The sequence below is a fragment of the Cyclobacterium salsum genome (assembly GCF_010119245.1).
GTDB classification, from domain to species: Bacteria; Bacteroidota; Bacteroidia; order Cytophagales; family Cyclobacteriaceae; genus Cyclobacterium; species Cyclobacterium salsum.
Window position 1 is genome coordinate 638,456 of the sequence record NZ_WNKG01000001.1, and the last position, 13,499, is coordinate 651,954.

The 13,499-nt window shown below is 49.5% G+C and carries 10 protein-coding genes; 3 read left to right on the forward strand and 7 right to left on the reverse strand.

The genetic code is table 11. From position 1 onward, the window contains the following. Positions 1–57: 57 nt before the first annotated feature. Positions 58–2,769, reverse strand: a complete 2,712-nt coding sequence (locus tag GJS45_RS02465) for a cation-transporting P-type ATPase (RefSeq protein ID WP_162339847.1) — start codon at positions 2,767–2,769, stop codon at positions 58–60. Positions 2,770–3,146: 377 nt separating this feature from the next. Between GJS45_RS02465 and mntA the strand changes: the two genes are divergently transcribed. Continuing rightward, positions 3,147–3,455, forward strand: a complete 309-nt coding sequence (gene mntA, locus GJS45_RS02470) for a type VII toxin-antitoxin system MntA family adenylyltransferase antitoxin (RefSeq protein ID WP_162339848.1) — start codon at positions 3,147–3,149, stop codon at positions 3,453–3,455. Then, positions 3,445–3,783 (forward strand): HepT-like ribonuclease domain-containing protein, encoded by a 339-nt coding sequence (locus GJS45_RS02475; RefSeq protein WP_162339849.1) that lies wholly within the window; start codon positions 3,445–3,447, stop codon positions 3,781–3,783. The genes mntA and GJS45_RS02475 overlap by 11 nt, the downstream gene beginning before the upstream one ends. Positions 3,784–3,808: 25 nt before the next feature. On the opposite strand, the gene GJS45_RS02480 is transcribed toward GJS45_RS02475, so the two are convergent. The 6 genes from GJS45_RS02480 to GJS45_RS02505 form a co-directional block, all read right to left on the reverse strand. Further along, complete coding sequence (locus GJS45_RS02480) at positions 3,809–4,099, reverse strand: type II toxin-antitoxin system RelE/ParE family toxin (RefSeq protein ID WP_162339850.1); 291 nt, start codon at positions 4,097–4,099, stop codon at positions 3,809–3,811. Further along, positions 4,099–4,341: a ribbon-helix-helix domain-containing protein gene (locus tag GJS45_RS02485; protein WP_162339851.1), complete on the reverse strand. Its 243-nt coding sequence runs from the start codon at positions 4,339–4,341 to the stop codon at positions 4,099–4,101. Before GJS45_RS02485 ends, GJS45_RS02480 begins: the two co-directional genes overlap by 1 nt. A 164-nt stretch (positions 4,342–4,505) precedes the next feature. Next, positions 4,506–6,164, reverse strand: coding sequence for a DUF5060 domain-containing protein (locus GJS45_RS02490; RefSeq protein WP_162339852.1), 1,659 nt, complete (start codon positions 6,162–6,164; stop codon positions 4,506–4,508). A gap of 7 nt (positions 6,165–6,171) precedes the next feature. Continuing rightward, on the reverse strand, positions 6,172–7,218 hold the full coding sequence (locus tag GJS45_RS02495) for an SMP-30/gluconolactonase/LRE family protein (protein WP_162339853.1): 1,047 nt from the start codon (positions 7,216–7,218) through the stop codon (positions 6,172–6,174). Continuing rightward, a complete protein-coding gene (locus GJS45_RS02500) occupies positions 7,218–8,384 on the reverse strand; it encodes an aldose epimerase family protein (protein WP_162339854.1) in 1,167 nt (388 codons plus the stop codon). Before GJS45_RS02500 ends, GJS45_RS02495 begins: the two co-directional genes overlap by 1 nt. Further along, on the reverse strand, positions 8,381–10,225 hold the full coding sequence (locus GJS45_RS02505; protein WP_162339855.1) for a glycoside hydrolase family 2 protein: 1,845 nt from the start codon (positions 10,223–10,225) through the stop codon (positions 8,381–8,383). Before GJS45_RS02505 ends, GJS45_RS02500 begins: the two co-directional genes overlap by 4 nt. Before the next feature lie 165 nt (positions 10,226–10,390). On the opposite strand from GJS45_RS02505, the gene GJS45_RS02510 reads away from it, so the two are divergent. Continuing rightward, positions 10,391–13,462, forward strand: coding sequence for a PVC-type heme-binding CxxCH protein (locus GJS45_RS02510; RefSeq protein ID WP_162339856.1), 3,072 nt, complete (start codon positions 10,391–10,393; stop codon positions 13,460–13,462). Positions 13,463–13,499: the final 37 nt, after the last annotated feature.

Here is a 13,499-nt window from a genome sequence, read left to right on the forward strand (position 1 = left end):
TTTACGGCGTTTTGTTCACCAGCATCTTTTTAATAAATACTTTGAGGATCAACCCCATTAAAAGTCCTCCGATTTCGTATATTTTCTTCGGATGGTTTTTTCAAGGGACACCAGCACAAACAGGCCCACACCTGCCCCCAACACCCTAATCCAGGAATCCAGGCCAATGGGGGCCGAGTGGAACAAGGCATTCATCACCGGCGCATGAATAAATACAAGTTGGAGCAGCAACATGGTGAAGGCCCCCACATACACCCATTTGTTGGAAAACCAGCCGATTTCGCGGACCGATCTTCGCAAAGAGCGGCAGTTAAACAGGTAGAAGCCTTCCAGCACGATAAATACCGTGGTGGCCACCGTCTGGGCTTCGGCCAGGCTGGCTCCCAGGGATAACTCGTAACGAAACAGCAAAAACGAACTGAGCATCAGCAAGGTCCCGACCAAGAGAGTCCGCATGATCAGGGGAAAGGTAAGGATGGGTTTGTCCGAGGGGACGGGGGGTCGGTCCATGATGCCCTTTTCCTTGGGTTCGAAGGTAAGCATCAGCCCCAGCAGCACAGCGGTGGTCATATTGATCCAGAGAATCTGCACCGGGGCCAGCGGCAGTTGGGTGGTAAAGGCAATGCTGGCAAGGATGACCAGGGCCTCTCCAAGGTTGGTCGGAAGGGTCCATACAATAAACTTAGTCAGGTTGTCCAAGACTCCCCTTCCCTCTTCCACAGCGGCCTCTATGGAAGCGAAATTGTCGTCGGTAAGCAACATATCGGAAGCATCTTTGGCGACTTCGGTGCCTGTAATGCCCATGGCAATGCCAATGTTCGCCTGCTTTAAGGCCGGCCCATCGTTTACCCCATCACCGGTCATGGCCACCACCTTGCCACTGGCCTGCAGGGCCTTCACCAGCCGGAGCTTCTGATCCGGGCTGACCCGGGCAAAGACCGCCACCGCTCCTGCCACTTCCTGCAATTCCTCGTCCGAAAATCCTTGCAGTTCCAGCCCGGAAAGGGCCAGGAGTCTTCCGTTTTCGGTTTGGCCACGGATCCCCAGTTGCTCGGCGATGTTGGCTGCGGTAAGCGCATGGTCTCCCGTGATCATTTTTACCTGTATGCCGGCTTGCTGACAGAGAGAGACAGCATCTACCGCTTCTTTTCTCGGTGGATCGATCATGCCCTGAAGTCCGGTAAAGACCATGCCTTCGGACAGGTCCTGGTGGTCCAGTTGCCGTTGGTCAGGCTCGCTGATTTTGAAGGCAAAGGCCAGGACCCGCAGGCCTTCTGCAGCCAATTGATCGGCGGCCTGCTGAACAGCGGAAAAATCTAGGGGAACGATTTCTCCGGTTTTGTCCAGCGCCCGATCCGCACAGCGGAGCACCGATTCCACCGATCCCTTTAAGAAAACCACCGTTTGATCTTCGTGCCGGTGCAGGCTGCCCATGTATTGGTTTTCCGATTGGAAGGGAATCTCGTCCAGGCGGGGATATTGCGGATCGATTTGCTGCCGGGTGATGCCTGCTTTTTCGGCAGCACTGATCAGCGCTGCCTCGGTGGGATCGCCCTCTACCGTCCACCGGCCCGCTTCTTCCACAATGCGGCTATTGGAGCAAAGCAGCCCCGCAGTCAATACCTGTTGCAGGGCCGGCTTTTCGGAAAGGTCCACCGCTTGCCCCTCAAAAATAACCTTACCCTCGGGTTTGTAGCCAATGCCCGTGAGCTCAAAGGCCTCCCCTCCGGCCAGGATTTTTTGAACGGTCATTTGGTTTTCGGTGAGCGTTCCGGTTTTGTCCGAGCAGATCACGTTGGCGCTGCCCAAGGTTTCCACCGCTACCAGTTTGCGGATAATGGCCCGCCTTTTGGCCATCTGGGCCACGCCAATGGCCAGCATGATGGTCACCGCTGCCGGAAGGCCCTCGGGTATGGCACCCACCATCAGTGCCACGGCCACCATAAAGGCATCGGCCAGGCTCTCTCCCCGCAGGTAGGCCAGGGCAAGGATCAGCAGCGCCAGGCTCAAAATGACCCAAAGTAAAGTATGACTGAATTTTTTGATTTTCAGGGTCAGGGGGGTATCCAGTTCTTCCGCAGAAGCGATGGATTGGTTGATCTTGCCCACCTCCGTGCGGTCCCCGGTAGCCACCACCAGCCCCTTTCCCGTTCCGTAAGTCACGACCGTTGTGGCAAAGCCCATGTTGTGGCGATCACCCAACAGGGTATCCCCTGCCTTGGTCTCCGGATTTTTTTCGGTCGCCACCGACTCTCCGGTAAGGGCCGATTCGTCCACCTGCAGGTTTTTGACGGCGAAGAGGCGCAGGTCAGCGGGAATCTTATCCCCCGGCTGCAGCAACACGATATCCCCGGGTACCAGGCACAGGCTGTTTATCTCTGACTGCCTGCCGTCACGAATGACGGTGGCCCGGGTGCTCATGCTTTTTGACAGCGCATCAATGGCCTTCAGGGCTTTGGTTTCCTGCACGTAGCCAATGATGGAGTTGATCAACACCACGGCAAAGATGACGGCGGCATCCGTGTATTCCTCCAAGAGCAAAGTGAGGACCGTGGCGCCGAGCAAGATGTAAATCAGGGGTTGGTGAAATTGGAGCAGAAAGCGAACGATGCTGCTCTGGCTTTTTTTGGTGGTGATCCGGTTTTCCCCGTACTGCCGCAAACGTGCCTGCACCTCATCGGTTGAAACGCCCTGTTGCAAGTTGGTTTTCAGCGCTTCTGCTACCTGCTTGTAGCTTTGTGTATGCCAGTGGTGCTGCTTGTGTTCCATTCCTATTTTAATTAACCAAAAGTCGAAAAAACCAATGGTGAATATACCCCAAAAAATAGAACGAATCAAACGGATCCCCCATTCCGGGAGGGGGATTCGTTCACGTTCGGATTTATGGTATTCAAAAGCCTTACCGTCCCCCGGCCCGATTGCATACGAAGCTCACAAATACAGGCTAGTTTCCATACCTTCCGATAAACCCATATTTTTCGGCTTCCTTAGGATTACACAAAAAAGATGTTAAATTTCCAGCATAATTGCAGCAGTTATGGGTAGAAAAACAATCGATTTTGGAGAGACCTTAGATCGGTATATTGATTGCAGTACCTGTGAACGAGGTTGTAGGTAATATTTTAAATTTCACCTATCTTTGAATTATGACTGAATTGATTCAAAATAAACGAGATGAAATAATTGCAGCGTGTAAGCAACATCACGTTGAGGCTATTTCTCTATTTGGATCAGCTGCAAAAAATACCATGCATGAAGAGAGCGATATAGACCTACTGGTTGAATTTTCCAATGATATTGATGTCTTGGAATATGCCGACAACTACTTTTCGTTGTTAGATCAGCTTCAAGAAATTCTTAGTAGAAAAGTAGATCTTGTGTCAAGCAAATCACTTAAGAACCCCGTACTAAAAGAACAGGTTCTTAAGTCAAAAGTGAATTTGTATGCAGCCTAAACTACTCAAATACATGCTAGATATTGAAAGCGTTATTGAGGAGATTGAATCTATTAAGCAAAAAACCCAAAACGATTTCCGGAATTTTTCTGATGATATCATTTTGCAGCGGGCAGTTGAGCGGGATTTAGAGATCATCGGAGAAGCGACAAGGAAAATGATGGAGATCAATCCAGCCCTCCAAATTACCGCTTCTAAAAACATCATCGGATTAAGAAACATTATTTCGCATGCTTATGACTCGATTGAACCTGAGATGTTGTGGGGAATAATTCAAAAGAACATTCCCGTTTTAGCTGATGAAATTCGAAAAATAAAAGATACATAACCTGAAGATTTGGACGGTATTGCTACTAAATTGAATCTTCATCAAAATCCTGCCTACCGATTATGGCCATGATTTCTACTGCATTACTTTCAATTCTGAAATAGATACTATCTGCTCTACAAACGCTACGTCTATAGCCTTCCCTGATAAAATCCACGCTCGGAAATAGATAGGGTTGGTCAGCAATTAGATCAAACTGGTCAAAAAATGCCATAAAATATTTTTCGGCCTGGTTTTCACCAAATCGTAAAACCCCATAGTGATGAATACGAATCAAATCCGCCTTGGCATCCTCAGTAAGTCTGTAATGGCCCATTATTGATTGCCCAATTCTTTCTTAGATTGTGCAAGGATTTCTTCGGGACTCATGTTTGTAAAACCACTATGTTCTGCTTTGATAAGTTTCCTGCGTATCCAGTCTATCTGCCTTTGTTGGGCACGTGCTTGTCGGATTAAATCGTTGACGAGCTCACTTTTGCTGGAATACTCTTCACTATCGACCTGGGCTTTGAGCCAATCGTCGTTTGGTTTGGTTAAAGAAATACTCTGTCTTGCCATGGTTTTATTCTTTACTAGAATTGTTGATGCAAAATTACATCATTTCAGCACCAAAAACAATTCTATCCTAATTTTGTCGTCTACTAAAGGACTATTTCTAAAAAGAATCCGGTCAAATTTTTTCACCTTAAAAGGTAATGCCATTTGTGTTGATTAGTAGCATTTCACCCCTCCTCCACAATCACCACCGAATCGGTGTATTGCCAGGGACTGATCAGCTCCATCCAGCCGGACCAGTTCCGAATGCCATGCTCCCGGTACTCGCCTGTAAAAATATTGAACCAAGTGATTTTCATCTTTCCACTAGCCAGCTTTGGCAGGACGGCATTAACCCGCTCGCTGTCTTTGGGAATAAACATCAGGTACAAGCCCTCCCCGTTGCTTAGCGCATAGCCATTGGTGGCCAGGTTGTCGGTTCCAACCCGGCTATTGGTAGTAATCTTGGGATAGCTGGGTTGCAGCTCGTTGAAGTTGTATCGGGTAAACAGATCGGCCAGGTGCTTGTAATAGTCAAACCTGGGCGGCTCAAAATCCTGTCCCTCCGCAAAAGGATCGTGGACCACGATGTTCCAGGAGCTGTTCTGCCAATAATAGGAACCGTACACCCCAGCAAATACGCATTCGTAGGTCCGCACCAGGCAGGTTTCGGGGCTGGTGTAATTGCCGACAAATGTTTGGTACGGGCCGGTTTCGTAGCCCCCGTGTTCGATGTTGACCACCGGCTTACCGGCATGAGTGGCCCTTCCCTCCAGCATCAGGGAATAGAGATTGGAGCGCCAACTCTGGATGGAAATAAAATCCACCAGCTCCCCGTACCGGGAATTGAATTCGTAATCGTGCACGGTGATCAATCGGTTGTATCGGTCCTTTTCCCGAATCCGGCGAATCCGTTCCTGAATGTAGGGCGGATCGGCCCGCTCGTAATCCAGGGCTTCTTTGGAAACGTCCCAGATCACGTTGGAAAAGGCTTGGTAGCGGTGAATGATGTAGTCAAAATACAGGTTGTCCCCATGGGAGTACATTTCAGGCCAGTTGACCAATTTGTTCCAAACATAGATCATCAAGTGGGCATCCAACCCTTTGCGTTGCATGCTGGCCAGCACCCGGTCCCAATGCTGAAAAAGGTCCAGGTTCAGGCGACTAAAATCGGGGTTTTCGTTGCTGCCTTCCCAGGCGGTATAGGGTGGTTTGCCGTAGAAGTATTTTTCCGGCACGTCGTCGGCCACTCGCCAACCCACATCGTAGGCGTAGATATTTGCCACCACATGATTGAATCCATTTTCTTTGATCCGATCCAATAATTGCTCGGTCTTAGGAAGGCCGGATTCGTTGCCGTAGTCCAGGGCAAACAACCAATCCAGTTCAAAGGCCAGCATAAAATGGGGATCGCCATTCGCATAAGCAAAGCCCTGGGGATTTTCCGGGTCGATGCCCACCGCTCCTTTTTGCCGGCGCCGGGAGTTGGGTTGCACCTGCAGTTCCCCGGTAAGTCCACTGAGTTTGGGTTCGGAGGAGTACGTAACAAAGCGCCAGGTGCCTTGCTCGGCAGCCGAAAAGCGGCTGATCCATTCGTTTCCGCCATTGTAAAAGCCGGTAAGATCCAGGAGCTGCCCATCGGGTCCGGTATAAATGGCCCCGAATGTGATGTCAAAGGGATTATCATCGGGATCAGTTTTGGCAGAAAAGACGATGTCGTTTACCTGCCATTGATCGATTTCCAGCAGGGCTCCCTTTTTGAACGGGGAAGTTTGGATTTGAGCGTTGGAAAAATACGGGAGCACCAATACCCCCATCAATAATAGTAGCAACGTTTTCTTTACCATCCCGCTTCTATTTCAACGCAATGCGCGCTACATAACTATCGGCCGTGACAAAGAGCATATCTTCTTTTTCGTTTAATGCCACATTGGAGCAAAGTTCTCTGAGACTCAACCTTCCCAATACCTGCCCCTCCTGGTCAAAGACCCAAACCCCGCCGGGGCCGGTAGCAAAGACGGTTCCGTCGCTGCTAACTTTTAGACCGTCCGGTAGGCCGGGCTGGTTTGCGAACACTTCACTGGCATCGTAATAAATCTCTCCTTCGGTGGGAAATCCATTTTCATCCAGGGCATACCGGTACCAATAGGGTTTTTCCGGGTCTGAATTAGCAATCAACAATCCCTTTCCATCCCCTAAAAAGGCCAATCCATTGGGACGGGAAAGGCTGTCCAATAGCAAATCCAATTCGCCGGTGTTGGAGTAACGGTATACGCCTTGAAAAGGGATGGCTTTCGCCGGATCATCCATTCTGGATTCCAGCCCATAGGGCGGGTCCGTAAAATACAGGTTCCCCTCCGCATCGTAAACGGCATCGTTGGGACTGTTAAATGGCATGCCTTCGTATTCGCCGACGATGGTTTCAAAATTGGATGCGGGTTGGTCTAAAGGAGCCAGCATCCTTGCCATCCGCCTGTCTCCATGCTGGCAAAGCACCAGGTTTCCTTGAGTATCGAGCAACAAACCGTTCGACCCCAATTCCCCTCCACGACTTCCTTCACCAGTAAATCCAGCCGGTTCCAGGTAAACTTGCGGGGCTTCTCCTTCTTTCCAGGAATGCACTTTATTGGCTGGAATCTCCGAAAACAGCAACATTTCTTCGGAAGGAATCCACAAAGGCCCTTCCGTCCAGGCATAGCCACTGCCAATAATAACCGCCCTCGCTTCCGGGTCGATAATGGCACTCAAAGCATCTTGTGCATCGAAAATCTCCAGGGGAAGGAATGCTTCCTGTGCGGTAGCATCGGCCGGGTCCTGGTCTGTCGTGGTTTTCGTGGAATTACCCGAACAGGCCGATAGAAAAACCAGCAGCGCAACGCCTACAATTTTCCGCGATTTCATTAGTCAATTACAGAAAATTTGTAAATACATTCGTGGGTGTACGTCTCTTCGGGATTAAGCGTCACCGACGGAAATTCCGGTTGATTGGGAGAATCCGGAAAAAACTGGGTTTCCAGGCAAATGGCTCCTCGCTTGGCGTACGTTTTATCTCCCTTTGATTCCGAGGTTCCGTCCATAAAATTTCCGGTATACACCTGAACCCCGGGCTGGTCGGTGTAGACTTCCATTTTCCGGCCATTTTCGGGCACCCAAACCGATGCCGCTAAAATGGTTTCATCGTTCCCTTCTTCTCGATTAATCACCCAGTTGTGGTCGTAGCCTCCGCCCTTCTGCAACTGCTCATAGTCATCGTCTATTCTTTCTCCTATCAAATGAGGTTCCGTAAAGTCCATCGGCGTTCCGGCCACTGGACGCAATTCACCCAAAGGGATTAGCACCTCGTTTACGGGTGTGAAGCGGTCTGCATTCAATTCCAGCATGTGGTTGTTGACATTTCCTTCCCCATGACCGTTCAAATTGAAAAACGAATGGTGGGTCAGGTTCACAATGGTCGGTTTGTCCGTTTCCGCCTCGTAGGTGATTTTAAATTCATTGTCATCGGTCAGGTAATAATTCATCAATATGGTAAGCTCTCCCGGAAAACCGGCTTCTCCATCCGGAGAAACGTACTTCATGGCCAGCTTCTGATCGGTTGCTTCCAGCACCTCCCACACCACGATGTGATAGCCCCCCGGCCATCCATGCAGATTGTTGGGTCCATTATTGGCTTCCAGTTGGTAGGTCTCGCCATTCAGTGTAAATTGAGCATCGGCAATGCGATTACCGTAACGTCCTATGGGCGCGCCATAGTAGGAAGTAGGGCTATTGATGTAATCTTCCAGATTGTCATATCCCAACACCACATCTTCCAGGTTTCCGCCGCTATCCGGAGCAAAAAGCTCCACCACCCGGGCACCGAAGTTGGTGACGGTCATTTCCATGCCATTGGCATTGGTAAGCCGGTATAATTTCACTTCTTTTCCGTCGATCGTCTTTTCAAATTTTGCGGGGTCCATTTTCGATAGGGTTTTGCTAGTTTGCACTTCTTCCACTTGTTGCTTTTCTGCCGGCCCGCAGGCTAACAGCAGTCCCGAAATGGCCAATGTACTAAATAAGGATGTTCTCATTTCATAGGGATTTTAATAGTGTATAATTCCTGGTGCTTGTCTCGCAAAAAGGCGGGATCAAACTTGATTACTTTCCGATCATAGGTCATCAATCCGTTTACTTCTACTTCCACGTCGGTAGTTTGTGTGTAAATGGCCGCCGACAGGCCTCTTGGGATCAGGGGTTTCAGGTCCTGTATCAATCGGCTGTAACGCTCCTGTAACTCTGATTCATTCTTAAAGCTCTGGTAACCCCAGTTGTCTTTCTCCTGCCAGGTGTGTCCATCTACCGGCAAGCCCAGGCCGCCATATTCTCCCAGGACGATCACCTGTTCCTCGCCCCAAATTTGGGGATCCGGCATGACCGGGTCTGGATAGTTGTGCATGTCCATGATCTGTCCTTTCAGGGTGTAATTCCCTCCACTGGCACCATTTACCAGGCGGCTGGGATCATAATCTACCGTCCATTGCACGATTTCATCGGTATCAAACTGCCCCCAGGCCTCATTAAAGGGCACCCAAACCACAATAGAAGGAAAATTGTAGTTGGCATCCATGATGGCTTTCCATTCCTTCCTGAAAATTGCTTCCGATTCATCCGTCCGGTCCTTCTCGGTTCCTTTCCCAACTACCCCTGGCCTAGATTCCCAGCGATTTCCCATGTCTCCGCTGGGCATATCTTGCCAAACGAGCACTCCCATCCGGTCGCAATGGTAATACCAACGGGCGGGCTCGACTTTCACATGTTTGCGGATCATGTTGAAACCCATATCCATGGTTTTCTGAATATCAAAAAGCAAGGCTTCGTCCGTCGGTGCGGTGTACAAGCCGTCCGGCCACCAACCCTGATCCAGGGGACCATACTGAAAAACAAATTCATTATTTAGCATCATCCGCTGAATGCCATCGGCATCCTTTTCCATACTTATTTTACGTAAAGCAGTATAGCTGTTTACCTGATCTACTTCCTTTCTACCCTCCATAAGGGTTACTTCCAGATCGTACAAAAAGGGATTTTCCGGACTCCATATTTTAGGATCATCCAGGGTGAAAACAGCTTCCTCCTTGCTGGCGACAATGGTTTCTCCCACTTGAACGTCATCAGCCAGCAGGCGTATGCGGACGCTGTGATTTTCCCCAGGGGAGGAAATATTGGTTTGCACCCGGATCTGATTATTGTCAACGTCTGGTGTATTTTTCAGGGAAGCGATGTATTGTTCGGGAACCGCTTCCAGCCATACCGTCTGCCAGATGCCGGTAACCGGTGTGTACCAGATTCCCCGGGGTTCGTTCACCTGCTTGCCTCTGGGCTGCGGTCCCTCGTCGGTAGGATCCCATACCCGAATGGCAAGAGATTGCTCTTTTCCGGATTGCAGGGCTTCACTGATTTCAAAATAAAAGGGATCGTAACCGCCCTGATGAATGCCAACGGACTGGCCATTGACAAAAACTTCCGCTTCCCAATCGACTGCGCCGAAGTGCAAAAGCACCTTTCCGCGACGCATGGATCGTTCGATTTCAATGTCCCGGAAATACCATAACTCCTGGTCTTTTCCTACCCGGCTGCCCACACCTGACAAAGCCGATTCGATGGCAAAGGGCACCAAAATCTCTCCCTCATAATCCTGGGGCATGCTAGCCCCTTTGGCTGCCAGGGCATAATTCCAAAGCCCGTTTAGATTGGTCCAGGCATCCCGTGTCATTTGTGGTCTGGGGTACTCCGGAAGCGGATTGGCTGGGTTAATTTCTTCCGCCCAGGGGCTCAGAATTTTGGCATCCACCGGGCTCCAGGTTTCCTGCTGGCCAATAGCCGGCGAGCTAAGGAGTAAGGTAATTAGCCATAAGGTGAGAATTGATTTCATAGAATCGGTTAGGTTTATGTAATTGATTTTAAAAATTCTGATTTTCGTAAAGGAATAAGGCGAAAATATTAAAAAATATGGATAATGACACTGAATCTAAGGTTAAATTCCATAATTTAATGCGGCCTTGCAAAACAAACGTTCGTCCATCATCCTATACTTCAAATGATTATCCCCATTCCCTTTTCCAACCCAACATACAAATGCTTTTCCATCCCCCTGGCCCTGATGGTAATCCTTCTGACGGCTTGTGAGCAGCAAGAGAAATTTGAGCATTCCCTGGCTGCCAATGAGGACGTGGCCCAATACATGGAAAATTTTGAAGGCAGAGGAGACCTGACCGATCCCGACTCCCGTCCCACGGACCCAGAAAAATCGATTCAGGCGTTCCAATTGCCGGATGACTTAAAAATAGAATTAGTCCTGAGCGAGCCAGATATTGTCCAACCTATTCACATGAGTTTTGACCACCGTGGCAGGCTATGGGTAGTGCAATACCATCAATATCCTTACCCGGAAGGTTTAAAAATAACTTCCATAGACAACCATACCCGCGTAAAATTTGATCGGATACCGAAAGCTCCACCGGAAGGGACAAAAGGAGCAGATGTCATCTCTGTCTTTGAGGACAAGGAGGGTAATGGTACCTTTTCCCATGCCTTTGATGCCATCGAGGGATTAAATATTGCCAGTTCCGTGGCGTTGGGCAGAGACCGGATTTGGGTTTTAAATCCGCCTTACCTGCTGGCTTATCCGGACCCGGATGGAGACGGTAAACCGGACGCAGCGCCGGAAATTCACCTGGAAGGCTTTGGACTGGAGGATACCCATGCCATCGCCAATAGCCTTCAATGGGGCCCGGACGGCTGGCTTTACGGGGTTCAGGGAAGCACCACCACCGCCAACATCCGGGCCGAAAACAGCAATCCGGTTTCCTTTCAGGGGCAGGCTATCTGGCGGTATCATCCGGAAAACAAAACCTTTGAACTGTTTGCGGAAGGAGGAGGAAACAACCCTTTTTACCTGGAATTTGATCGTAAAGGCAGGATATTTTCCGGCTCCAACGGCTATGGCCGCGGTCCCTATTACAAGCAAGGAGGCTACTATGTGAAAAGCTGGGGCAAACATGGGGCCTTGACCAATCCTTATGCGTTTGGCCACCTTCCTAATATGCCTTTAGATGGTGAAAAAAAGCGGTTTACCCATGCGGTAATGATCTATGAAGGGGATCTTTTGCCGGCTGCTTACCAAAACAAAATGATGGCACTCAACCCACTGCATCACTATGTCCAACTAAGCACCTTCCAGCCATCGGGTTCTTCCTTTTCTACCCAGGATGAAAAGTTGCTGGTGGAAACAACGGACAAGTGGTTTCGTCCGGTGGATATTAAAACCGGCCCGGATGGGGCCGTTTACCTGGCCGACTGGTATGACAGCAGGCTCTCCCATGTGGATCCCCGCGATACCTGGCACAAAAGCAGCGGCAGGATATACCGCATCCTACCCAAAGACACCCCTCTCAGGAAAGAAGCCTTTGATTTGGCTCGTGCCGATTTAGCGGAACTCACTGAATTATTAACGCACCCGAACAAGTGGTTTCGTCAACAAGCATTACGGCAATTTGCTGACCGAAAAGATTCGACTGCCCTGCCAGCATTGCATTCATTATTTGAATCTGAAAACCCTCAGCATGCCCTGGAAGCCTTATGGGCGATTCATTTGTCCCAGGGATTTGACGATACGTTTATCATAAATGCCTTAAACCATAATGACCCCATCGTACGATTGTGGACCTACCGACTGGCAGGAGACCAACAGACAGTAAGTCCGTTGGTGTTGCAGGAAATGATTGCAAAAGCAGAACAAGAGGGTCATGCAGAAGTGAGCGGCCAAATCGCCTCTACTGCCAAGAGGTTGCCTGCGGAGCAAGCCCTTCCTTTATTGAAAGCCTTGCTTCGGTCAAATCCGGATGCGGCCGATACGGATATTCCCTTGCTGACATGGTGGGCGCTGGAATCCAAGGTTACCGGAGATCTACCGCTTGTCATGGACTTTTGGAGGGATCAACGAATATGGGAAAGTACGCTTAGCAAGACCCATTTGGCGGGACGTATGATGCAGCGCTTGATCCGGGCGGATCAATACGATGCCGCTACCCAATTGCTTTCGTTTTCTCCGGATGAGTCCTTCGATCAAGTATTGGTAGCTGGTTTTTACGAGGGTCTGGTAGGCAGGGATTTGGTGAACCTACCAAAACCGCTCCTGGATAAGATTTCTGAAAAAGAAAAAGATACCCAGCCCTTTGAGCTGGCATTGCGGTCGGGTGACTTTACGAATCTGGACAAGGCTATCGAACTAATTGCTGACAGCGAGCAAGCCTTAAATGCCCGGTTAAACATGATTCATTTGCTAGGGGAACTTCAACCGTCGGCTGCCCTGCCGGTGTTAGTTAATCTCATTGAATCCGGTGCCAGTCCGGGATCCCTCAAGCAGGCCTCCATTCATGCCTTAAAGAGATTTGACAGTCCGGAAATTGGTAAAAAAATGGCCTCTATTTATCCGGGAATTCGGGCAGATGCCTACGTTCGGGAAGAAGCCATCCGGTTATTTAGCAGCAGGCCGGAATGGGCCCGGGCATTTTTTGAGGAAATAATAGAGACGAAAGTAATCCACAAAGAAGACGTTCCCTATTCCCTTGCGCGTAATTTTCACTTGTTGGAAGACGAAGTTGTCCGTCAAAAAGCAGTGCAAATTTGGCCGGAGACCAGATTGATGACATCCGAGGAGAAAAACAAAGCCATGTCCAACTACAAGGCTATTCTAAAATCCGGGCAAGGAAATGCTATTGCCGGAAAGCAGGTTTTCGCTCAAAACTGCGGTAGTTGTCATCGAATGGATGAAGGAGGAGGTGCTATCGGTCCTGATTTGACGGGCTATAACCGCAGTGATTTGGATTACTGGCTACTCCACACCGTTGATCCAAATGCAGCCATACGAGAAGGATACGAAACCATGGAGGTCAGGACCAAAGATGGAAGGACCATTAGGGGGAAATTGGAGAACGATGAAGGGGAAACCAAGCACCTGGTTCCGCCTTTGGGGGGCAAAGGGGAATTCCTTTCCGGGAATGACATCCAAACCATGGAAATACAGCAAATTTCCATCATGCCTGAGCGGCTTCTGGAACCCTTGAACGAACAGCAGATCAGGGACTTATTTGCTTTCATTCTAAAATAAATAGATAAAAAAAGAGGCTGTTTGAGCAAAATAATGA

Excerpts from the sequence above, each read along its gene's own strand:
- GJS45_RS02465 (WP_162339847.1), bottom strand. The coding sequence starts at position 2,769 with ATGGAACACAAGCAGCACCACTGGCATACACAAAGCTACAAGCAGGTA.
- mntA (WP_162339848.1), top strand. The coding sequence starts at position 3,147 with ATGACTGAATTGATTCAAAATAAACGAGATGAAATAATTGCAGCGTGT.
- GJS45_RS02475 (WP_162339849.1), top strand. The coding sequence starts at position 3,445 with ATGCAGCCTAAACTACTCAAATACATGCTAGATATTGAAAGCGTTATT.
- GJS45_RS02480 (WP_162339850.1), bottom strand. The coding sequence starts at position 4,099 with ATGGGCCATTACAGACTTACTGAGGATGCCAAGGCGGATTTGATTCGT.
- GJS45_RS02485 (WP_162339851.1), bottom strand. The coding sequence starts at position 4,341 with ATGGCAAGACAGAGTATTTCTTTAACCAAACCAAACGACGATTGGCTC.
- GJS45_RS02490 (WP_162339852.1), bottom strand. The coding sequence starts at position 6,164 with ATGGTAAAGAAAACGTTGCTACTATTATTGATGGGGGTATTGGTGCTC.
- GJS45_RS02495 (WP_162339853.1), bottom strand. The coding sequence starts at position 7,218 with ATGAAATCGCGGAAAATTGTAGGCGTTGCGCTGCTGGTTTTTCTATCG.
- GJS45_RS02500 (WP_162339854.1), bottom strand. The coding sequence starts at position 8,384 with ATGAGAACATCCTTATTTAGTACATTGGCCATTTCGGGACTGCTGTTA.
- GJS45_RS02505 (WP_162339855.1), bottom strand. The coding sequence starts at position 10,225 with ATGAAATCAATTCTCACCTTATGGCTAATTACCTTACTCCTTAGCTCG.
- GJS45_RS02510 (WP_162339856.1), top strand. The coding sequence starts at position 10,391 with ATGATTATCCCCATTCCCTTTTCCAACCCAACATACAAATGCTTTTCC.